At 40.9% G+C, this 20959-nt stretch carries 25 protein-coding genes; 1 reads left to right on the forward strand and 24 read right to left on the reverse strand.

Translation table 11 applies throughout. The features are described 5' to 3' along the window. The 10 genes from I6N95_RS04230 to I6N95_RS04275 all read right to left on the reverse strand — a co-directional run. On the reverse strand, nt 1-473 hold a 473-nt coding region (locus tag I6N95_RS04230; RefSeq protein WP_209525107.1), incomplete at its 3' end, for a hypothetical protein. Nucleotides 474-776: 303 nt separating this feature from the next. Continuing rightward, nucleotides 777-1880, reverse strand: a complete 1104-nt coding sequence (locus I6N95_RS04235) for a WxLIP family cell surface protein (RefSeq protein WP_209525108.1) — start codon at nt 1878-1880, stop codon at nt 777-779. A gap of 152 nt (nt 1881-2032) precedes the next feature. Next, nucleotides 2033-2818, reverse strand: a complete 786-nt coding sequence (locus I6N95_RS04240) for a WxL domain-containing protein (RefSeq protein WP_209525109.1) — start codon at nt 2816-2818, stop codon at nt 2033-2035. A 27-nt stretch (nt 2819-2845) separates the two neighbouring features. After that, nucleotides 2846-3664 carry a WxL domain-containing protein gene (locus I6N95_RS04245; RefSeq protein WP_209525110.1) on the reverse strand — a complete coding sequence of 273 codons (819 nt, stop codon included), beginning with the start codon at nt 3662-3664 and terminating at the stop codon, nt 2846-2848. Between the two features lie 148 nt (nt 3665-3812). Further along, the gene (locus I6N95_RS04250; protein ID WP_209525111.1) at nt 3813-4574 is read right to left on the reverse strand and encodes a WxL domain-containing protein; all 762 of its coding nucleotides are present in this window, start codon (nt 4572-4574) and stop codon (nt 3813-3815) included. A 22-nt stretch (nt 4575-4596) separates the two neighbouring features. Further along, nucleotides 4597-5358, reverse strand: a complete 762-nt coding sequence (locus tag I6N95_RS04255; protein WP_209525112.1) for a WxL domain-containing protein — start codon at nt 5356-5358, stop codon at nt 4597-4599. Nucleotides 5359-5377: 19 nt separating this feature from the next. Continuing rightward, complete coding sequence (locus I6N95_RS04260; protein WP_209525113.1) at nt 5378-6151, reverse strand: WxL domain-containing protein; 774 nt, start codon at nt 6149-6151, stop codon at nt 5378-5380. 45 nt (nt 6152-6196) lie between these two features. Continuing rightward, nucleotides 6197-6889, reverse strand: a complete 693-nt coding sequence (locus tag I6N95_RS04265) for a WxL domain-containing protein (protein ID WP_209525114.1) — start codon at nt 6887-6889, stop codon at nt 6197-6199. Further along, nucleotides 6886-7173 carry an LPXTG cell wall anchor domain-containing protein gene (locus I6N95_RS04270; RefSeq protein ID WP_209525115.1) on the reverse strand — a complete coding sequence of 96 codons (288 nt, stop codon included), beginning with the start codon at nt 7171-7173 and terminating at the stop codon, nt 6886-6888. The genes I6N95_RS04265 and I6N95_RS04270 overlap by 4 nt, the downstream gene beginning before the upstream one ends. A gap of 50 nt (nt 7174-7223) precedes the next feature. Beyond that, nucleotides 7224-7766, reverse strand: a complete 543-nt coding sequence (locus I6N95_RS04275; RefSeq protein WP_209525116.1) for a hypothetical protein — start codon at nt 7764-7766, stop codon at nt 7224-7226. Nucleotides 7767-8335: 569 nt separating this feature from the next. On the opposite strand from I6N95_RS04275, the gene I6N95_RS04280 reads away from it, so the two are divergent. Continuing rightward, the gene (locus tag I6N95_RS04280) at nt 8336-9778 is read left to right on the forward strand and encodes an AcpB/EbpR/MafR family transcriptional regulator (RefSeq protein ID WP_209525117.1); all 1443 of its coding nucleotides are present in this window, start codon (nt 8336-8338) and stop codon (nt 9776-9778) included. A 310-nt stretch (nt 9779-10088) separates the two neighbouring features. On the opposite strand, the gene I6N95_RS04285 is transcribed toward I6N95_RS04280, so the two are convergent. The 14 genes from I6N95_RS04285 to I6N95_RS04350 all read right to left on the reverse strand — a co-directional run bounded on the left by I6N95_RS04285 (nt 10089) and on the right by I6N95_RS04350 (nt 20953). Further along, nucleotides 10089-10373, reverse strand: a complete 285-nt coding sequence (locus tag I6N95_RS04285) for a hypothetical protein (RefSeq protein ID WP_209525118.1) — start codon at nt 10371-10373, stop codon at nt 10089-10091. A gap of 170 nt (nt 10374-10543) precedes the next feature. After that, nucleotides 10544-10771 carry a hypothetical protein gene (locus tag I6N95_RS04290; protein ID WP_209525119.1) on the reverse strand — a complete coding sequence of 76 codons (228 nt, stop codon included), beginning with the start codon at nt 10769-10771 and terminating at the stop codon, nt 10544-10546. Nucleotides 10772-10785: 14 nt separating this feature from the next. Beyond that, nucleotides 10786-11334 (reverse strand): hypothetical protein, encoded by a 549-nt coding sequence (locus I6N95_RS04295; RefSeq protein WP_209525120.1) that lies wholly within the window; start codon nt 11332-11334, stop codon nt 10786-10788. A 20-nt stretch (nt 11335-11354) separates the two neighbouring features. Next, the gene (locus I6N95_RS04300) at nt 11355-11570 is read right to left on the reverse strand and encodes a hypothetical protein (RefSeq protein WP_209525121.1); all 216 of its coding nucleotides are present in this window, start codon (nt 11568-11570) and stop codon (nt 11355-11357) included. Between the two features lie 12 nt (nt 11571-11582). Further along, nucleotides 11583-13244, reverse strand: a complete 1662-nt coding sequence (locus tag I6N95_RS04305) for a LysM peptidoglycan-binding domain-containing protein (protein WP_209525122.1) — start codon at nt 13242-13244, stop codon at nt 11583-11585. A 35-nt stretch (nt 13245-13279) separates the two neighbouring features. Further along, entirely contained in the window at nt 13280-13594 is a 315-nt protein-coding gene (locus I6N95_RS04310) for a recombinase family protein (protein ID WP_209525123.1), read from the reverse strand. A gap of 12 nt (nt 13595-13606) precedes the next feature. Next, the gene (locus tag I6N95_RS04315) at nt 13607-14167 is read right to left on the reverse strand and encodes a recombinase family protein (protein WP_209525124.1); all 561 of its coding nucleotides are present in this window, start codon (nt 14165-14167) and stop codon (nt 13607-13609) included. Between the two features lie 42 nt (nt 14168-14209). Then, nucleotides 14210-14920 carry a recombinase family protein gene (locus I6N95_RS04320; RefSeq protein WP_209525125.1) on the reverse strand — a complete coding sequence of 237 codons (711 nt, stop codon included), beginning with the start codon at nt 14918-14920 and terminating at the stop codon, nt 14210-14212. 32 nt (nt 14921-14952) lie between these two features. Continuing rightward, complete coding sequence (locus I6N95_RS04325) at nt 14953-15261, reverse strand: hypothetical protein (protein WP_209525126.1); 309 nt, start codon at nt 15259-15261, stop codon at nt 14953-14955. Between the two features lie 17 nt (nt 15262-15278). Beyond that, the gene (locus tag I6N95_RS04330) at nt 15279-15806 is read right to left on the reverse strand and encodes a recombinase family protein (RefSeq protein WP_209525127.1); all 528 of its coding nucleotides are present in this window, start codon (nt 15804-15806) and stop codon (nt 15279-15281) included. A 17-nt stretch (nt 15807-15823) separates the two neighbouring features. Continuing rightward, nucleotides 15824-16153 (reverse strand): hypothetical protein, encoded by a 330-nt coding sequence (locus I6N95_RS04335; protein WP_209525128.1) that lies wholly within the window; start codon nt 16151-16153, stop codon nt 15824-15826. 19 nt (nt 16154-16172) lie between these two features. Next, nucleotides 16173-19481: a hypothetical protein gene (locus I6N95_RS04340; protein WP_209525129.1), complete on the reverse strand. Its 3309-nt coding sequence runs from the start codon at nt 19479-19481 to the stop codon at nt 16173-16175. A gap of 44 nt (nt 19482-19525) precedes the next feature. Continuing rightward, on the reverse strand, nt 19526-20134 hold the full coding sequence (locus I6N95_RS04345) for a hypothetical protein (protein ID WP_209525130.1): 609 nt from the start codon (nt 20132-20134) through the stop codon (nt 19526-19528). Between the two features lie 12 nt (nt 20135-20146). Continuing rightward, nucleotides 20147-20953 carry a hypothetical protein gene (locus I6N95_RS04350; RefSeq protein ID WP_209525131.1) on the reverse strand — a complete coding sequence of 269 codons (807 nt, stop codon included), beginning with the start codon at nt 20951-20953 and terminating at the stop codon, nt 20147-20149. Nucleotides 20954-20959 lie beyond the last annotated feature (6 nt).

A 20959-nucleotide genomic window follows, 5' to 3' on the forward strand; every position in this document is an offset into this window, starting at 1 on the left:
GTTGAATCTTGATAAGTATAGCCAAAAATGTTATTGACATTACTAGGAACTTCAACGCCGTTAATAGTCTTTTTTCGTTCTATTGAATAATTAATGTCTAACATGTTTGCTATGTTAAAGGGTTTATAATTATAGATATTACCTGTTGACCCAATTTTTCCAGACCTAATATTTCCTTCAAACGCCCCCTCAGGATAAGCAAGTGGGCTAATCGGATAATTAACAATTGAATTTGTCCACTGTTTCCCCATATTGGCTTCTGCTTGCCACCCCTCATCGACTAACCCAAACTTTAGCTCCATCATGGTATTTGGTGTCATTTCCAAGTCCTGAGACTGCTGGGGATTGACCACTGTGTATTCTTTCGATTCATTGATCGTTACTTCCGCCGTATATAACGACCCATTAAACAACCATGTCCCGCAACTTAACATGAACAAAATAAAATAAATAATGTTTCTTTTTTTATTCATTTTCTCACTTCTCTTTTCTTTTGTTCTAGAGTCATTTTAAGTTCTCTAGTCATCCTTGCAAGTGGATTTAAAAGTATTGACATAATCAAATTTCATCTGACCCCATTCAGCATATTTCAGGCTAAGTTATATATCATCAATGATTATTTCAACAAAAACACCGTTAATTAATGATTAAACGATGATTAAAAGCACTATCTGCTTTGAGTATTCAGTCGGTTAACTATTCATGTCAAGATACTTGATAAAAATTATCAATCATAACAACACATGGTTACTACTAGATTCAATAAACTGTTTCTTTTATTTTGATCGATTATGTCTTTTTCTCTTTTTGTTCTTTTTTCGAGTGATTTCATTTTTCCTCTTGCGAATAGCTACCATCACAATGACGATGATAGCAAGTACGACTAATATCAATCCACCAATAAGGTACCAGATGGTGAAATTAGTCGGTAAATCAACCGCTTTAGCATTTAATTTATCCGCTTCTTCACGTTTAATCACGAAGACCTCTTCAAAGGTCCATTCCTGACGCTCGCCATCTTTTTCATCCTTGGGATCAGAAACCGCCACTAACTTCAAGGTATATTCCCCAGCACGGTAGCGCTCTTTCCCGATTGGAATTCCAAAGTCAAAAGCTGAATTTGGTGCCATGCGATAGCCGTCACTTTTAACTTCATACAAGACATCACTACTGCCTTTTTTCATGACTCTAGCTTCAATTGACACCTCTTCCATCACGGCAGATGTGGGATTTTGGAGCGTTGCTTTCGTCGTATTATTCCCCATAATTTGACTGGCAAAGACTTTCGTCAGCTTCATGTCAGTTTTAACAAATTCTTCGTTTTCAATTAAGACCACACCAATTGAGTAAGTCATTTCATTCTCAATTTTCATCCCACCTTGAGAACTGTCATCTTCGGTTTGTTTATCTTCAGTCTTTTTTGTTTTAACATTGACGCCACCTAAAATCATGCCGTCGTATTCTTCGGCTGGCATCTCAATCTTGATTTTAGTTTTAACATCCGATTGAGCTGGAATTTTTACTTCATTTGCCGTTGACGCAATCGAAGGAAAGGGATAAAGCAAGCTTTTATCGATCTCTTTTTCCATGAGGTTGTAATCAATTAAACCGTTATCGTTGGTCGTAGCAGAAGATAAACTGACCTCTGCGGCTACTTCTTGATCGGAAGAGTTAAAGAGTTGTAACTCAATTTCTTGTTTGGCCCCTGGAGACATCTTCAAGTAATAAAACGACACCTCTTTTTTAAACTGGTTATCTGGTAAAAGTGCCTTAACAGCAATTGGCGACGAATCCGCCTTGACAACCTTTGGCATTCCCCCTACCACCATCACCGCGATCATTACAACGGCTATTCGAAACGTTAACTTCATTTTTCTCATCATGTCACTTCCACATCCTCTTGTATTGTTTAGTTGATAAAATAAGTGTCCCAATTATTAGCTCACCTATTTTGGCTAAAAGGATTTAACTGTGGAAAGTCAAACCGAATCCAGCAGCTTCATTCACATCGATCCTTCTAATACTTACATGTCTACAGTCCGCTAACTAATGTCCACTCTAAAGTTGATACATAGGTTTTGCCGACTAATTTTTCATCTGTTCCGATGGCATGTAGTTTAACCCCTGGGTTATATTGGCCTGTTTCACCTTCACGAGAAGTAGCACCAGCGGCTGGAGTTGCTTCTGTATATGACTCATTGAACACCAATGACGTTTTAGAGCTGTCGGTATTTTGGCCAGCTTTTGTGCTCATGATTTCAACTGATTGGCCTAATGTCAGATTTTTTGACGTTGCGCCATCAAAGACGTTAACCGCACCAGCAATATCCGTTCCACTCATCCGTGTGTTAGACAACTTGGATTGAGTTAACTCGATATAGGTTTGCTCTAGGGCTTTACCGCCGCCCTCTGGTTTAAATTGACCAGCGTTAACTGTTAAAGTCCAGCCTTTTTGTTCCCCACGAACGTCTTCCACTTGAATATAGTGAGAAATATCTTTTTTGGTGTTGGTTGCATCGCCTTTGTCAACGTAACGATCCATCAAGGCATCGACCGTATAGCTATCAGATTTAATTTCGATTTCACCAAAGTGATAATCGGAAATGTGATTGACTCTTAGGGTTCCTTTTGAACCATTAGGTATCTCTGGCACAATGATTTCATCATCTGTTTCAGGTTTGGTAACCTCTCCTGTTGACGTATCTCCTTGTGTTTTAAAGATCACGTCGCCTTGTGTCTCGACAGTTGCGGCACCGGCTTCAAAAGCAGCCCCTAATATAGCAGTTGTTAATAACATTCCTGTGACTAATTTTTTCATAATTGTTGCCCTCTTTTCTCTTTTTAATTAAATTCCAGATGTCAAAGTCCAAGTTAAGGTAGATGTATAATCAATACCGGTGTACGGCGCGATTCCAGCAGGTTTCACAAACTGAACACCTGATGTGTTACCATCTGCATAAGTTGTGGCACCTTTTTCGTAACCGTCATGAAAGACGTTTGATACCTGGTAACCATTGGTATCTTTACCCGCTTGTGTTTTCATCACGGACACTGATGCTGTGCCATCTGTTGCTAATCCTGTTTTGGCTGAGGCTTCTTGGCCAGTAATTCTTTCAGCTGCTTTGGCAGATGTCATATAATCTGACGTTAAAGTGGAGCCACCAAAGACGATTGTGCTATTTGTTAAAACGTGCTCACCTTCTGGAAGATCTTCACCTGTTGCGGTAAATGGCGTTGCTTTAACTGTTAACTCCCATTTAGCGGCTTCCCCTGTTAACCCACGACCATCTGATACTTGGACAAATGGGGCGATATCACTTTTATTAGTCTCACCTTCTAGATTGTATTTCAAGACATTCGCGTTCGAGACACTACGAGCGGCTTTTGACTCTTCTGTTCTAAAGAATAAGTTAGGTACAAATTGAATTCTTAAAGCCCCTTTTCCACTAGCTCCTTGCCCTGGCAGTTGGATTACTTCAGGATCTTCCCCTTCTTCACCATCTTCATCTGGTGTATGAATCTCACCTGTTGTATTGTCACCTACTGGACTAAATTGAACCTTGCCTTCAGTGTTAAGTGAGCTTGTTTCTTCCGCTGCCTTAACAGTAGAACCTCCTGCTAAGACTAGTGCACAAATACCTACTGCTAAAATTGTTTTTTTCATGTGATGTTTCCCCTTATAAATTATTTTATGTTAGTTTTCCCTGAGCATCGACATTAGGTGAAAAAGCATCGTTCGAAAACAATCGTTATTGAACCTTATTCCACCTAAGTATCGCTGTAATAATCTCTTAACTTAACGTTAACTCTGATTAAATGCCGTCCTCTAATGTCCATGTAATGGTAGAAGTATAAATACCTTTTTTAGGTGCAATCCCCGCTGGCTTAATCATTTGAACACCCGTTGTGGTTGTTTGACCAGCGTAGTCATCGGCAATTTTATAGTCATCTTGGAAAACATTGGATAATTGTTGGCCATTTGTATCAGCAGCTGCCTTAGCAGACAAAACTGAAATAGTTGAACCATCACCTGCCACTAGTTTTGTCGCACTCTGTTTGTTGAGTTTAGTATTAGCGTTTGTTGTATTAAACCCGGTTGTAGTCAACGTTGACCCATTAAAATTAATTGAAGCTCCTGTTAATTCATGGTCACCATTTTTAAAGACCGATGCTTTTGCCGTCAAATTCCACGTTGGGTTTTCACCAGAATTATTCGTTACCTGAACAAAGGCTGGCATTTTTTGATCAATATTATACTTAGTTAACTTGGCATCATAGATTTTAGCTTCTGTCGAAATCCCCGCTGGTGCCACAAAACTAAAGGCTGGCACAAATTGAATCCGCAATGGGCCAGAGCCAGTTGTTCCCTCTTCTTCTGGGATGGTAATCACTTCATCGTCTTCGCCTTCTTCATCAGGTTTAACAATCGATCCTGTTTCATCATCATCTGCTTTAAATTCAACTTTCCCCGTTGTTGTCTGTGAATCCACTTCGTCAGCAAAAGCCGATGTCGCTGCTCCTAAAACACTTGCACAGATCGTTAATGTTAGTAATGTTGATAGTTTGTTTTTCATCATAAATTCCCCTTTTTTGTTTTTAGATACCAGCTGTTAATGTCCACGTAATCGTTGACTTGTACTGTTCTCCAGCAACTGGTGTATCTTTGTTTGTTTTAATAAATTTAACCCCTGGATTAAGATCCGTTAAAGCGTAAGTTTGCTCTTTATCATAGCCATTGTTAAAGACTAATGAGGTTTGTGACCCGTTGGTTGTCGAGGCACTTGTATTGTCATTCGTTGCTAATAGTCTTGTTTTCGCAGCAACATCCAATGATACTTTTGCTGTGGCTTCCCCAGCAAAAGCAGAGACACGGTTGCTGATATTATCATAAACGGTGTTAAACAACTTGCCTTGAGTAAATTCGATTTGGGCAAACTCCAATGAGTTTGTGGCAGAGGCAAACTCTGTCGCATGAACATCTAATGTCCAACCTTCGTTCAACCCACGGCTATCTGTTACTTGCACAAATTGTGGCATCGCTTGATCACCAGGTTTCGCCGCATCAGCGTATCGGTAAGTCGTCATCTTCGGATTGTAGGTTGCTGGTCCGACTTTAATTTCTTGCTCCAAGAAGTTAAAGTTTGGCACAAATTGCAAGCGCAATAGGCCGGTTGAAGATTGACCGTCCTCTGAGGTAATTACTTCATCTTCTGTATCTGGTTTAATCAATTCCCCTGTTTGGTCGGTACTAGTTTTAAAGTTAATAATCCCTTCAGTACTAGTTGCCTCTGCTTGAGTGACACCCAAAACAACCGCCGCACATACTGATAAACCTGCTAATAATAACCCTTTTTTCATATGAAACACTCCCCTTTTTCTATACTCCTTGTTGTAACGTCCACACTACTTTAGCCGTGTATTTAGCATCCGCCATGACTTGTTGGCCTTTTGGTACAAACAATGAGACAGCTGGGTTACGATTTTCGTCGCCGTCCCCTTTGATCGCCGTATCAGAGTGGCCCCAACGAACTTGCCATTTGTTATAGCCTTTGCCAGCATCTGCTTTCATCACTTCCGCATTACCAAGTGATTCATAGCCAATTTGAATGGTTTCTTGTGTGGTTGGTGCTACTTCTGGCTTGTTTTCCATGCCTAAAATCCCACGAACACTGGCATTTGTTAAGGTAATGCCGGCATTGATATTGCCTTTAGCCGATTTAAAAACACCGTCACTGTTAACCGTGACTGTCCAGCCTTTTGAAGAGCCTGTCTCGTCAGCGACTTCCACATAACTGGCTTTTTTGGTTTTGGCATTGGTTTCCTCATCAATTACCGTTTCAAAGTAAGCTTTAAAATTACCATCACCTGAGACAATGTTATTTTTACCAAACTGGAAGGTTGGGATATGGTTTAAACGCAAGACACCACCTGGGTATACCGGCGGATTTGGATCTTCTGGATCCACCGGTTTCACTGGTTTTGGATCTGGATCTTCGGGATCCGTCGGATCCACTGGTTTGGTTGGATCGGCTGGCAGAAACTCCACATCCGCTTTCCCATCAATCGTATTTGCTGACGCAGAGACGGTCGTACTATATAGCCCACCAAGCACAACGGCTGAGATCAAGGCTAATTTACTTAATTTAATCATGAGTGTTTTCCCCTTTTAGATTTATTTTCATTTTACAGATACCTGTTACAGCGCATCTTGTAATACCCATTTTAGTGAGGTCGTGTATTTCCCTTTTTCTTTAATTCCTGCTTGTGGGACAGTCAGTTTAATATTTTGAGTAACATCTTGCTTGCTGCCCAAATGAACATGCCATGTTCCCATGCCTTCATTTTCATTTGCTTTTGCTATTTGAACGAGCTCTCCCTCACTTGTAACTGTTTTCTTTTGATCTAGCGTTGTCGGTGGGTTCTTCATATTATCTGGACTAGTGATGTCGACAGCCGATATAACAAATGAACTGGACTCAATAGGTGTCCCCACCTCATTGTGAAATAAATTGTTTTGACTAACCAATAATGTCCAGCCTGCGGCATTTCCTCGCAAATCATTGATTTGAACAAATGCCGAATATTCTTTTTCAAGACCGTCGTTGACATCTTTAATCCATTCATTTTGAGCGTAAAAGCTTTGAGCAGACCTTGATAATTGGTGTTTGCCAAAACGCAAATCAGTCACATAGCTAAGACTTAATGGACCATTAGTAGGGGATGGTCCAGGTACTATCTCTTTTCCTGTCTCTGGATCTACCGGTGGAACTGTTCCACTATTTGACTGGAATTCAACATCCGCTTGGTGGTCTACCGTTTGCGCTACACTCACACCACTAAAATAGATGACTATTGCCAATAATACAACGACCTCTTTTACTTTTTTCATTGATCCACCTCCCGCTTGACAACCCAACCAATTGCGTTGGTAGTAAGTAGGAGTATTCCCATACTGCTTAACAAAAAAGAATTTTTAGTATTAGTTTGAGGCAATACAGCCCCTACTTTTTGTTTGACTTCATTATTGACAGTTGATTGGGACTCCTCAGAAGCTGGTTCAATTTCAAGAGTGACTTGCATGTCCATTTCTGTCGCCGATATTTCGCTTGGCTTAACTCCCCATAAGAAAAGAAAACTTCCTGCAAGTACTCCCCATTTTAATATGCGATTCATTTTACGTCTCCTTTATCAGTAAATTAACATTCTCTTGATTGTTTTATTTATTATTTATCCGACTTGCCACCTGTTCGTTTCGAATATTTATGAACAGCTCCTACAGATACATTGTATTTGAAAGCTACTTCCCGAATACTCATGTTCTCGTTCCAACAACTATGTTGAATAGCTCGTATCATTTGGTCTCCAATGGAAGGACGACCTGGCAATTGACGTTTACGATTATTAATTAGTTTGGCATTTTTTTGCAATTCTCTAGCTCTTTCTTCTCTCTCTGCTAAACTTAATACTATGGAAAAATACAGCTGAGCATGCTCGGCATTACCAAGATCACCGTGAATAAATTGAATAATAATTTTTCTTTCTATCACTTCCTTTATGAGCTGTCCCAATTGAATTAACGTGTATTTACATCCAATGCTTTCCAAACTATAAAGGATAATCTCATCTGTCTGAAACTTGTCCAGAATCATCATAAACGATTCTTTTTCAGTCAAGTTTTTATTGCCAGAAATGACTAAATCACAATTTTGGGATAAAAACTGATGTTCTTCCTCAACTGTTAAATAGTAAGAATAACCAATCTTCACCTCTATACTCCTCCTTCCATCTCTTGAAACGTTATGTCAAATCCACACACACAACTTGCTCCATTAATTCCTCACCGAATTAACGAACAGCTAAGAAAAACTTGAAAAATTGACTGGCCTTGAATAAAAATAGTCAGATGGTATGTTCTAAAAAGTAGCCTTTTGAATTGGCTAACACACATTGTAGATGAAAAATCAGGTCTGTTCAATTAATCCATTTACCGATTAAACGGAGAAAATGAATAAATCAATGTTTTTTAACATCATCCTCTCTTCATTTTTGTACGTATTCACAAGCCTTCTCACATAATAACCAACTTGATTTTCTTCTTTGTATCAAAAAATAATGAAATATAACCCAAATATTGAGTTAGAGGAAAGCAAATGTTGTTGTATAATTAACCATACAGTGATAACTAAAGCTGTTTTAAGTCCCACTTTCTCATTGCTAAGTACTTACATTAACTGTTTTTTTATAAAAAAACTATATTTCATCAGACAATCAACCGCGCTATGAATTACATCTATTCTAAAGAGAAGTGCGATACACTAAAATTGGAGGAATTTCTATGGAAAGATTACTAGGCAAGCAAGGCATACGAATGCTTAACATGATTACCTATCTGTATTCTAGGGAGTGGGTGACCTTACAAGAGATAAGTTCCTTAACAAACTTTAACGAACGAACACTAAGGGAAGACATAAAGTATTTAAATGTTCATCTACATCCAATTGCCATCGAATCTTCAAAGAAGTCTGGTGTTCGCTTAATTATTCCAACCAACTATTCAATCAATTATATTTATTACATGTTACTTTCAGAGAGCATTGAATTTTCCATCTTAGAGGCGATCTTTTTTAGACCCTATGACACTGCCGATGATTTAGCCAAAGTATTGTATACAAGTCCTCATGTCATCAATAAAGCGATTAAAAGAATCAATCAAGTCATTAAAAAGTACAACTTTTCTATTAGCAGCACCCCGATAAAATTAATCGGAGACGAGCAGTGGATTACGGTCTTTTTCAGAAGTTATTTATTAGAAAAATACGACAATAATATTCCCCTTGATAATGAGCTCATCGAACATGTTTACAATGCTGTCACTAGTCTTTGTCAAAAACTAGGTGAGAACATGAAGCCGATTAACCGTAACTTGCTTATTTTGTATGTTAGTGTCAGAGTACATCGACTTAAACAAGATAGTTCTAATAGATACTCGCGTAAAGTGCCTTCTTCACAATCTGCAGCTGTTAATGAATTTAATTATGAACTTTCAACATATGCAAATTTGAATGAGGTTAATGACTTTTTTTCCGATATTTGTCGACCAAGTGATGGCCAATACATCTGTTTATCAGCAGAAGAACTTTTCAGCCTATCGGCTCAATCAGCTCGGCTAAAAGAAAAGTTAGATAGCTACTCTGATTTACTTAATTCTATTGAAAAAAAGTTAAACTTTACTTTTCATTCCAAAAAGGCCACAATTTTCAATTTGTACAATATTTCCTTACAGGAAGAGTATATTATCCCAATTATTGGAAACAAAACAGAGTTCTTATTAAATCATGTTAAAGAGCTTATTCCGTTTGTTTACCTGACAGTCTCAAAGATAGTTATGGAATTTGCCGATCATCACAATGTTGACTATACATCTCTTCTTTATTATGTGTTCAGCTCCACAAAAGAATTCTTTACTATTGGTCGAACTAGACAACCGAAATTAAAGGTAGCCTTATATGGTCGATATAACAATCTGGCCACAACTAATAATTGGAGTATTCTCACGACCATTTTTGAACATCAATTCGACATCACGTTAATCGAAAGCACTTTTGAAGACATTCGTGAAGAGATTAATCAATACTACGATCTTCTGATTACTGAAATCAACGATATTGAAGTTGAAATTGACAGTTTTTGTATTCCCTTCGATATATCAACCAAAGATATCCGGTCACTTCAGCAGTATTATTTTGACACGATGAATCAAATGAAAGCTTCTATTTAATCTTAAAAAAATTAGGTATGAATGATTACTGGCAATTTTGACAATTATTACAAAAGCCGCTCTCTTCCCTTGCAACACCACTTCACGTAATAATCATAAAAATTAGAGTAGTCTTTATTATTTTAAAGTTTTCACAAAGAAACTGGCACCTCTTTTTTAGAGATACCAGTTTTTATTTTGAAAACTAAATAAACTGTAGATGTAATTACTAACCTTTGTTTAGAATAATTCCTCCAACAACTCAACAGAACCTAACTTTCTATTAACAACTCGCTTATCTTTACTTCTATTTATTTACAATACCATCGCCCTAATAAATTTTTTTATACTTAAATTTGAATTTATAAGCTACGGCATTACTCGATAGTCTCTGAGACCCGACTATTTCATAACCATTGCTGCGCCAGCCCTGAGAAATATTGATTCTTTTATACGTAATACTGTATAAATCGCCCCAATAGGTTTTGCCGTTGAGTGTCGTCTTTCTTTGCCAAGCAGTATCTTTAACCGATGTCACATAGGCTGACACTTTCTTTGGCATTACAACAAACATGCAACATACAAGAACTAACACGAATAAAAATTTCTTTTTCATCCAAACGCCTCCATTCTTTAAAGTTAAGTACACTACCACTAAAATAACCGAGCCAATATTGCTAATTGAAAGCTAGATTCTATTGAACTATGAAACTTTTCATAAACAAATAGTTGATGGTTAAAGACGAACACAACTTTTTATAGATTGACACAAAACAACTGCGATACTTACCGCTTACTCGATTTTTTCACCTTACTCACTTGATACCCACACCCTTTTTCCAATTGACGAAGGCGATCATTGGCTTGGATCGTTAATTGCTGTTGGGCTAGTAGTTGTTGTTCTGCTCGTGCTAATTGCTGATTCTTCGCCGTTAACTCCTTTTCAAAGACTTTCATGATTTCCACCATGGTCTCTTTTAGCTCTGCGGCCAATTGACTGATGTCTTCTGACATAACGATTCCTCCTTCTATTTTTGCTGATCGATCAACCGGGCAGCTTTATCATCGACCACCGTCATCAACTTGCGACACTGGGTTTGGGAAGTCGACTTGACCCTACTTAAACGCGCTCGATAACTAGTTGAGGCAAGTGCTGACTTATGAGTTTGTCCCTTATTAGCTAAATGGATTGCTTTTCCGGCATGTTCTTTCGTTGGCATGCCTGGTTGGGCTATCAATTCTGACATTTCTAAGGCTTGTCGGACAATCCTCTGAGCTTCTTGTTTAGCGGCCAGTAAATAACGCCCGATCTGTGCATCAATCGAGTCCCCGCTCACCAATCCCTCGCCCAATAACAGGCCTTGTTGAATCAGTTGCTCAAAAGGCGGTGATTTCTCTGTTAGTTCTAATTTTGCCAATTGCTGGATCACTTGACTAAACTGTTGACTGATTTGACGGGTCACACGCAACTCATGTTGCAACTGCTGGTTATCTTTTTCTAAAGCGGCGTAACGTTGATGGCTTACCTTAGCGAAAGGAATCCCCATTTCCTGAACAGATACTCTTTTATTAGCCATCCTCTTCGCCCTTTCTTTCACTAATTAACTATCAATTTCAACGTCTCAATCACTGAAAATCCAAACAAAAGCAACACGAAAAGCAAGCCAATCAAAAGCCAACGCTCGATTGGGTGTTTTAATAGACTCAGGAATAGAGAACCTTCACGACTGACTTTCTTCTTGCTTCTAGATACCTTTCGAGTCCGTTTGTTTTGTGAACAATTTGATCGCTGACGCCGCCTTCTTTTCCCCATAAGACTGCCTCCTTACGGCAATGTTAAAACATCACCAGGTGATAATTGTTCGCTTTGTAACTGATTGACTTGTTGAATTGCCATGACATCGACCCCATATTTTCGGGCGATACTGTAAAGGGTATCTCCTGACAGCACCACGTAGTCTGACACTGGTGGCGCTGAAGAGGCAAGGGTCTCAGTCGTGGCAGTAAGACTGACTGGCTCCTTAGCACTAGCTGGCAAAGCCAATTGACTGCCGGTATAAATCGTGACATCCTTTAGTTGGTTGGCTTCCTGTAACTCTGCAACGCTGACTTGATAAGCAGCCCCAATGGTCGCCAGACTTTCCCCCGCTTTGACTGAATGAGTGAAGCTAGCTAGGGCCACGTTTGAGGCGGGATTTTCTGCTACAGGTTCCACTGTAAGCAACAATTGATTAGGCTGAATGTGATCGTTTGTCAACTGATTCCATTCTCGCAATTCGGCCACACTCAGGCCTAGGGTATTGGCAATCTCGGACAAGGTCTCTCCCGCTTGAACGTGATAGGTTCCCTTAAGATCTACTGGTTGACTGGCGGATGAGCTAGGCTCTGCTAGAAGTGAAGTCGACGTCGTGGTCACTGGTGGCTGACGATCGCTGGACTTAGCCCCGGTCTGTGGTAATGTTAGGCGACTGGCTTTTAAATACGGGTAAGCCACCCCAAGGCCGCCTATAATCAGACCGCCCAGAACCACCAAGATTAACGGCCATCGATTGATTTTCTTGGGCCGTTGCCGGTGACGTCGACTAGGCGCGGCCACATCTTGAAGCTCTTCGGTTGGTTGATCAACTTGTTCCTGTTCTATTGGCTCTTCTTGTTTAACGACTTCTTGCTGATCGACGCTAGAAGGTGGAACCAGCTGAGAGACAACCTCTGCTTTTTCCAAAAGCTGTCCTTGATACCCCTCTTCCCAAAAGGTTTGTTGCTCCTTCAGGCTTAAGCGACTGAGTTGAAAGTAATACTCATCGTAAGCTGCTAACACGTCCATAACATCGCCATATTGTTTTAATTGGCCAAACTCCAACCACATCAACTGATCACAGTAACGCTCGATTCGTCTGACTTGTTCGGTTTCCACCCAAATACTTGAGCCCAAGGCTTTAAGTTGGTCTAAAAACCCCCAAACTTTAAGATAAAAATGCTCTTTGACAACTAAGAGAGAGTCATCCAGGTAAAGGGTGGTTGGCGCCATGTGCAACAAGAGGCTGATGGCCAGTTGGCTTTTTTCTGACAGCGAGTAATGCTTCAATTTCACCCCAAACTGACTTCCCAGTTCTGAAAAAGAGCGAATGTGGGCCAGCAAGTCAGGCATTTTTTTCTTGGAAATCCCCCATTTGGCTAATTGTTGACGAGCGTAACTTTCTCCAGTCCGTTCATCGTAGCGGTGATCTGGCAAGATGAAAGCTCCTTTTATCTCTGTACTGCCACTGATCAAGCCTTCACTAGCTCTTTGTTGCCCTGACAGAATGGCTCCTAAGGTGCTTTTACCGGCGCCTCTTCCGCCAATCACGCCAATTATTTGACCATAGGGCTGACTAAAACTCACCCGGTCCAGCGCCACTAGTTGACTTTGGCGATGTCGTTGAGGCCGAGCTGCTGTTACTGTGTAGTAATGGCTCAGGCCAATCACTTTCCATCTCTCCCGTGTCACATTCGTTCCTCCTCGTTCTCTGGTAAATAAGTTTTCTAAAAAAGGCCAGCCGTTCGTTTGTAATAGTTTAAATGGAGCTGAGTACTCCAACTGATGACTTGGACTTGCTTGTCTTTAAGTTCCGTCATGACCTGAAGGGTTTCCTCTGTGGTGTGGCCAAAAGCTTGCAGGCTGGCAATAACTACCCGATCCCCTGGCACCAGTTCTGTCAACAAACGTCTTAATTCCCTTCGGTGCTGACTGTCGGCCTTTTCAATAAAAATTTCCTGACAGTGATAATCGGCCACAATTTTTAATTGATCGTTGGTCGGCAAGGGATACTGACTGTTTACATAGCCATAAGTTGTCATGGTCTCCCTCCTTTAAACACTGACGGCCGATTCGCCATCAGCCGGTTGAGTGTACTTAAAAACACTGCCTAAGGACACGCCACACTCCGTGGCGATTCGCCGCATGGACCACTTGTACTCGTGATACAACTGGTAAATGCGATCGATAGTGGTCTCATCAATGGCCGGCCGACCAATCACTTTGCCTTCATCTCTGGCCAGGACGATCTGCTGCTTGATGCGCTCGCTCTTGCACTCTGAGTCCATCACTGATAAGACCTCAAAGAGCGGGTAAAAGAAGGAATCCCGCCGAGTGTCCAATTGATCTTGCAGACTGACCAATTGAATCTGTTTGCTTTTAAATTCGGTGATAATCGGCGTCAGATGCTGCATGTTTTGCCCAAAGACTTGCAAGCTGGCCACAATCACCTGATCCCCTGTTTCTAGGCGGGTCAATAAGGCCTCCAATTGCTGAACCTCCAGTAAGGTCCCTCCTTCAAAAAAGAGTTCCTCACAGTCTCTTGTCATTACTTGGCGTATTTGGTCGGTCTCGCTGTAGGGAAACCCTTTACGAATATACCCGTATCGTGTCATAATAGATGGCTCCTTTCTGATTTTTTTCATCCTATTTAAAGCTTAGTCTGATTGACTATCGGAATACGATAAATAGATAATTAAAACGGTCATAATGGCACAGATGCCCACTTGCAAAAAAGGATTAGGCGAATAAGCCTGAGCCATCTTTAAGCTGATAATCGTCAAGATAAAGGTCCCCACTAATAAGAGGGTTTGTTTAAACTTGGCGTATTCCTTGCGAATTCGCACGACGGTACCTAAAGGGGCCCCACTTTCTTTGGTGATTTGGCGCAGAGAGCGCTTCGCCATAACTTGTTGTAAAATCTCTCGGTAAGCCCGTCTAAAATAGGGGTCTCGGGAGAAAAAGCGGTACTGGCTCTTTTCAGTTGACCGCTCTTTACTGAACTTTCTGATCTTAATTGTCGCCTGAGCTTGATCTTGGCGCTGCATCCACTGAAACAACTGTTGCCACTGACGGAGCTGATTGCCAGGAAAGGCCAACACCTCCAACTCCAATTGCCAATTTCTCAGCTCTGACACTAGCTCCAACCAAGTGTGGTAGTGAAAGGGCATCCCCTCCAAGTCCTCAATGACCAAAGTGTCACCCGGCTGGGACTGTTCCAGTAATTGCCGTAACACGGGGCGTTTCCGCCAGTCTCGTTTAGCATCTTGGGACCGTTCCACATACAGTTTGTCGCAGCCCCTGATTCTTTCCAGTTCCTGCTGACCACTATGCGGCTGTCGTCGTTCTTGAACATAACCCAACCTCATTGAACTTCCTCCCTTTTTCAACTTCCTTAAGCCTACGGCTGTGACCCATATGGTGGGTGATCCAAGGCATCTTGCAGTTCCTCATAAATCGTGGCCAGCTCCATCAACTCCCGGTAAACCGTCACTGGTAATTTGATCCGCTTAAACCAGGTGGCACGAACCTGAGACAACAATTGATCTTCCATGTCCGAAGCCATAAACTGACGCAGGACTGGTTGATACTTAAATTCGTACCAGCCGTCAGGGACTTCCCGTTGGTAAGTTTGCCAGGCCCAGCCTAAGCCCTTAACCGCTTGAATCAAGCGCTCCCCTTCACTTTGAGAAATCGTCAGCTGTTTCATCAGATTCCCCCCTTTGGTTATAAATCCGCTTCGTTTAAGTTGATGTATTTATGAACAGTCCCTAGGGACACGTTGCATTCAGTGGCAATATCTCGAATGTTTTTCCGTTGGTACGTGTGGAGATATTTGATTTTTTTAATGGTCGCCAAGTTAATCCGCGGTCGGCCACTGACAGCCCCATTGGCATGAGCGACCCGCAAGCCATTGAGGGTCCGGCGGCTAACCACCTCTTTTTCACTGATGGCGAGTTGATACAAAATGGTCAGATAATCGTGGTCGTCGGCTACCGGTTTTTCCATAAAATGAAAGCTGACTTCGTGTTCGAGCAGCCATTCCAGTAAGGGGGCTAACTGGCTGAGCTGAAGGCCGATGCTTTCAAAATCAACGACCACCAATTGGTCATGTTGATAGGCATGCAGAAACTCAGCGAAACGGTCGTAGTTATCGTGGTCGGTTTGAATAATTTCCTGACACTGACCAACCGTCGTCAGCAAGTCTTTTTCTAGGGTGGAATCTGTCTTCACGGTATACCCAATGGTCGTCATAGTTTCCTCTCCTTTGTTTAATGACTGATTAAGTGTAATTGTTTGGCAGTAGCCTTGAAAAGCGCCTCACCGCTGGCCCAGTCAAAGTGACCTTCAAAGCCACTAAAGGTGACTTCCGCTAGTTCCAACTCACTAAAAGGGGAACAGGGGATGATGGCCTCTAAAAAGACCTCAATCTTTTCTAAACGGTGGCCGGTCAGGGCCACCACCGCAGTGGTGCCGATGCGGTGGTTTCCTGTTTCTGGCGTTGTTTCGGTTTGATACGTTGGCACTAATTCCACTAAGATAAATTTCCCTTGATTGAGGATCATGGTGTCGTCAAAGTGAATGTCGGTTAGTTTTAACATCGTGGTCTCCTTTAATTGATTAGGGTTCAATAACTTCTCCCAGTTCGTTTAGACGGTAATCCCAGCTATAAGGCCGCGGATGGTCTGACGAGCTTAGGGTCGGTTTAATAAAAATGGTCAACCAGGCTTCATGATGCTCTTTGTCATCAATGATCGGCCATAATACCTCACTGTTGACCATGTTGGCGACCCCATTTGGGTCTGTTTTATGATAGGTCAAAGCGTGCCCTTCGTACTGATAATACTCAGGAATAACGTTGCTCACCGTGATGCCACCATATTGTTTCGTCAAATCTGGCTCATCGTAGTCAAATTCAAAGGGCACGATGATCTTTTTGTAAAGTGGCAGATTGGCTTCCAAATCTGACGACGTGATCACATGATAGGAGAGATCGGCTTGTTGGCTAGGATCAGCTAGTTTCACATTGTTGAGATTAGCGTAGCCTTCGGTTGGCACGACTAGTTCAGCAAGTGGTGATACCACCACTTGCCGTAGGTGGAGTAGGACTTCTGGGATTAAGGTCACGACGATTTTACCTGTCAGTTTCACTGTCTCCCCCTTGGAATTCACCCCTTCATAAGTCACTTCCATCGGCATTTTCTGAGGATAGTCGGCATTTTGGATATTTCTCAACAAGACGCTATCTGGTGTTAAATCAGCCAATTGTTTATTCTTATCTGCTAAAGTTATGGTGGTCGCTCCTTCAGTATTGCGGTCTTTATCAAACTCATAAACCTTAATATCTGATGTGTTGTAAACCTTGGTCGCATCCTCATCTTTGGCTAAATACAAAGAACGTGAATAGTCTTCTGCATAGATGGCCAGTTCTCGTTGGGGATCGTTGGCATAGCCATTCTCATCATCAAAGGTTTCATCTGTTAAAAAGATGGTGACGCGGTTTTTTAATTCAACAGGGTTACCATCCTGATCGGTTCCTTTATAGGTGAAAACTAACGGATAGGGTGCGGCCTTTTTAGCGTTCATAATATCAGCTAATTGACTGGCATCAAAAGTGACAGCTGAATGATCATAGACAGCAGGATTTTTAAGGGTGTTTTCATCTTCAATCGCTTTTTTCTTAGTCACACCATTTTCAGTTTCTTCGATGATATACCACGCCACGATTCGAGACAGTCGTTTAACTAATTCTTTATCCGATAACTCCCCTACCTTCGACAGTTCATAGGTAAAGTCATGCACATCTAGGTAATGATCTTTATCGATGACCGTTCGATCCGTAATTTTATTAACCCACCTGGACATGACGGTTTGTTGATTTTGCGAATCATTGGCAAAATAAGTGGCCAACTGTGGGCCTGGATAGGTTTTATCAAAACCTAAGGCATCCCAATCAATGTCGCCCCCTAGATTATTGACATTTCGATTAATCCTCATAGCTAAGTATTTCTCTCTGTCAGCTAAAGTACTTCCGATTAAGGTGTTCTCATAATCCTTAACATCCGCTAGTTTAATCGCTTTTGAATCAGTTAAACTGCCAGTTTTGGTTCCTGTGATTAACCAGTTATCTAACACCCGCCAATCATAAGCGTTTAGCGTTGGAGAGGATAATGATTTATCGTTAATATTCAGCATCATGTCTTCAAAACCTGACATGGCTGGAGCATAGTCGTCTTCTATTCGAAGGACACCTGCAAAAGCAACTAATCCTTTATATGCTGGTGTTACCGAAGAATGATTCCCATCTTTATCAATGTATGTCATCTTATCAACAAAATTATCATGATCCATCGTATCGCCTGCCACAAAAAGCTTGTCTTTTTCAGGTGTGTTGACTGCATGAATGAATTTAGGATTAACAATGTCACTAACTTCTAATGCTTTTACACTGATAACATCAAACGGATTAGTCGTTGTTGTTCCACCCATAATACCTTGCACATAATAATTGGAACTATTCAATTTTGAACTGTAAAACTCTGAATAAAAATCGTTATTATTTGCATTGCTAATATCTGTAGTGCTTCCATAATAAGAAAGAGTGCCATTACTATTTTTAGCAATTTCTAAAACCGTATATGGTGGGAATTGTTTTATAACTTCGCCTTTATATGCATTAATATTAGTTTTATTTATTTTAGTCAAATCAACCTTAATCAACTTCGTCATTGTGGCTTCACAGCTTAAGAAGTACAATTCAGTCTCAGTCGTCAATTCATGTAATTGCCTAAGACTATACACGTCTAAAGCAGTTGGTTGATTAGTATCTTCATATTCAAAAATTTTCTTGCGTAATAACTGACCATTAATATTACTGTCAGTATTATCAAATACTTGAAATGTTGTCCTTACTTTTACATCTGATGACACTCTGAAATCAATATAATCAATTCTCCCATAATAATATCCTTCTTGATTTTCACCAATAATAGGGTCAATATAGGCATTCTTTATTGCAGTTAATTGTGTACTTGGTATAGGGTTATCTGTTTCTAAAGAGGTAACATACTTAGTATCCATTCCAGTACCAGATTGCCATCCTACATTATTAACTTTTCCAATAGGAACTCTCCCAGCAATCGTCCCCATTCGAGCTAAGCTTGAAAAATAAATTTGAGCATTAATTTCTGGGTTATCTTTATCAATACCTGCTTTCTTTCCAGCTACTCTATAGGTTAAGTAGGACTTTAATGCAGTTCCTTGTGCAGCAGCACCTGTCCCTGTAAATTGAGTGGCAGATATCTGGATTGGGTTAGCATTCTCATTAACATCGAACCTGATATACGTACTACCATCACCGCGACCACTAGGGTAAACTAAAAATTGGTTATTTTCAGTAGCGTAAAAGCCTGTCGCTAAACGAAATATGGCATTTTTTAAATCTCCATATTCATAAGTTGCTAATTCAACTCCTTCAATATTAAAAATGCTCAATTTGACGACTCCTCCAACATTGTTTCCTTTAGCCGCATATAAAACGACGAAATTCCCCTGTGATGTTTCAGCTATATCAACAACACTCCAACTTACCATTCTTAAAATATTGGAAGGAGTTTCTGGAACCATTGGGCTTGCTACGCCTTCAATCCGTATCTTCTCAATAGTCGGGACAATATCACTTCCCTGAAGATATTCATCATACACCGGCGACTGATCGATCAGTTCTGGTTCCAACAATTGAGTTGCATCTGGCTTAACGGTATACTCTGTTGACAGCCCGTTGTCTAAAGTGATAGAGCTCGTCGGGTGCGCGATTAGTTGATTTGATTCTCTCTGGTTATTTAAATAAACAAGAGTAACGATACTTAGTGCTAACCCAATTATGGCAAGCGCCACTCTTATCTTTTTAGTGGTTTTTTTCTTAATCAAAAGAAGAACTCCTTTCTAACATACAAACAATTTATTTTTGTCTGTTAATTTGTTGTTTGCGAATCCAAGGCTGTATAGATACTATAATAAGGTTCATCAGCCGCAGTTGGCTCTACTCCCTGCCACCAAGCTTCCACAAAGCCATCCTTTGAGGTATTGATGCTCTCCACTTTTAGTTGAATGGACAACTCTTCTTGACCTCCTGATGGCACATGGTGAAGGGTCACATCTTCTATCAGCGGCTCACTTTTTTCACTGCCTTCAATGACTTTCGTGTAATAATAATAGCCATCTTCGCCTGCTACCCAACTAGTTGTCATGCCCCCGATAAGCACTTCTTTACCCAGTCGTGGAGAGAATACTTTGCCTGCTGACGTTTCAAGAGTCGGTAAGATCATCACTCGGACAAACATGTCCCCATTGGTTTTGTTCTCTATTTTAATTTTTTTGGTAAGAGTTTCGCCATTTTCAATCGTGGCAGTGGGACCGAATGCCCCATCAATAAAGACATTTAAATCTTCTACTTCGACAGTAAAAGTCTCGCCATCAGCCGACAGAGGTGCCCCAAACAAACTGTGAATCGTTTTGGTAGCTCCTAAAAGGACACAGGTCAGGAGGGCTAGGAACAGTATTTTTTTGGTTGATCGTTTCATAATGGTCCCTCCTTAAGTTAGTCGACTCATCAACATTTGATAGGCGAGATCACTTGAAGTCAATCCCATTAACTCCAAAGAGGTCTCTGTCAACGAATACCCTTCGGCCTGTACCTCTAGCCCATAAAAGGTTTGTTTGAAGATATTAGGTGTTGCCTGACTGCCTTTGATTGACTTAACCAAAATCTCCGCTTGTTGATTTGGTTTTAAAAATTCTGAATAATAGAAATAGCCGTCTTCATATAACCAGTAATCAGTTCCCCCTTGAATGCTAGTAAACACCTCCGGAAATGCCAACTCAACGTATTGAAAGAGTGTGGTATTCCGAGCTGGGTCTTCATGGTCATATGCTTGCTGCAAGGAGAGGTCCGCTTTAAAAAACTGATTGTTGGCTTTCTTATAGGTGTTACCTGACACCCAAGTGCTTAGATCCTTCAGCTTAATTTCAGAGGCTGCAACGGTAGGATAAACTTTCACATTGCCATTCCCCATTTGATCGGTCACATCAATCTCAAAGGTCAGTAACGCTTCTTCCAATGACACGCGGACAAATCCCGCACTACTGGAAATATTGCGAACGGTAATGTCTTTTTCTGCCACGGTACCTGGTGAGATCACCGTATTAGACTGATCACCTTCCACTTTAATTGCCACGTGATTAGTCTCCACTCGGTTGATTCGTTCGTCCGCCATGGTAACCCAGGCATAGGTACTGCCAATCACAATTACCAGCGAATAAATAATCGAAAATATCATAAACCCCTTTTTCAGTGTGCGTTTTTGCTTACTTTTGGAGCGGCTACGCTTCTTTTTGGCCAAGGTTTC

The sequence above is a fragment of the Vagococcus allomyrinae genome (genome assembly GCF_017829975.1).
Classification (GTDB): domain Bacteria; phylum Bacillota; class Bacilli; order Lactobacillales; family Vagococcaceae; genus Vagococcus_D; species Vagococcus_D allomyrinae.

Bases quoted from the DNA above. Each gene is read 5' to 3' on its own strand.
- I6N95_RS04290 (WP_209525119.1), bottom strand. From the start codon at position 10,771: ATGTCAGAAGACATCAGTCAATTGGCCGCAGAGCTAAAAGAGACCATG.
- I6N95_RS04330 (WP_209525127.1), bottom strand. From the start codon at position 15,806: ATGACGACCATTGGGTATACCGTGAAGACAGATTCCACCCTAGAAAAA.
- I6N95_RS04265 (WP_209525114.1), bottom strand. From the start codon at position 6,889: ATGAAAAAAGTAAAAGAGGTCGTTGTATTATTGGCAATAGTCATCTAT.
- I6N95_RS04240 (WP_209525109.1), bottom strand. From the start codon at position 2,818: ATGAAAAAATTAGTCACAGGAATGTTATTAACAACTGCTATATTAGGG.
- I6N95_RS04250 (WP_209525111.1), bottom strand. From the start codon at position 4,574: ATGAAAAACAAACTATCAACATTACTAACATTAACGATCTGTGCAAGT.
- I6N95_RS04295 (WP_209525120.1), bottom strand. From the start codon at position 11,334: ATGGCTAATAAAAGAGTATCTGTTCAGGAAATGGGGATTCCTTTCGCT.
- I6N95_RS04300 (WP_209525121.1), bottom strand. From the start codon at position 11,570: ATGGGGAAAAGAAGGCGGCGTCAGCGATCAAATTGTTCACAAAACAAA.
- I6N95_RS04280 (WP_209525117.1), top strand. From the start codon at position 8,336: ATGGAAAGATTACTAGGCAAGCAAGGCATACGAATGCTTAACATGATT.
- I6N95_RS04345 (WP_209525130.1), bottom strand. From the start codon at position 20,134: ATGAAACGATCAACCAAAAAAATACTGTTCCTAGCCCTCCTGACCTGT.
- I6N95_RS04325 (WP_209525126.1), bottom strand. From the start codon at position 15,261: ATGAAACAGCTGACGATTTCTCAAAGTGAAGGGGAGCGCTTGATTCAA.
- I6N95_RS04255 (WP_209525112.1), bottom strand. From the start codon at position 5,358: ATGAAAAAAGGGTTATTATTAGCAGGTTTATCAGTATGTGCGGCGGTT.
- I6N95_RS04260 (WP_209525113.1), bottom strand. From the start codon at position 6,151: ATGATTAAATTAAGTAAATTAGCCTTGATCTCAGCCGTTGTGCTTGGT.
- I6N95_RS04285 (WP_209525118.1), bottom strand. From the start codon at position 10,373: ATGAAAAAGAAATTTTTATTCGTGTTAGTTCTTGTATGTTGCATGTTT.
- I6N95_RS04235 (WP_209525108.1), bottom strand. From the start codon at position 1,880: ATGAGAAAAATGAAGTTAACGTTTCGAATAGCCGTTGTAATGATCGCG.
- I6N95_RS04245 (WP_209525110.1), bottom strand. From the start codon at position 3,664: ATGAAAAAAACAATTTTAGCAGTAGGTATTTGTGCACTAGTCTTAGCA.
- I6N95_RS04315 (WP_209525124.1), bottom strand. From the start codon at position 14,167: ATGACACGATACGGGTATATTCGTAAAGGGTTTCCCTACAGCGAGACC.
- I6N95_RS04335 (WP_209525128.1), bottom strand. From the start codon at position 16,153: ATGTTAAAACTAACCGACATTCACTTTGACGACACCATGATCCTCAAT.
- I6N95_RS04270 (WP_209525115.1), bottom strand. From the start codon at position 7,173: ATGAATCGCATATTAAAATGGGGAGTACTTGCAGGAAGTTTTCTTTTC.
- I6N95_RS04310 (WP_209525123.1), bottom strand. From the start codon at position 13,594: ATGACAACTTATGGCTATGTAAACAGTCAGTATCCCTTGCCGACCAAC.
- I6N95_RS04320 (WP_209525125.1), bottom strand. From the start codon at position 14,920: ATGAGGTTGGGTTATGTTCAAGAACGACGACAGCCGCATAGTGGTCAG.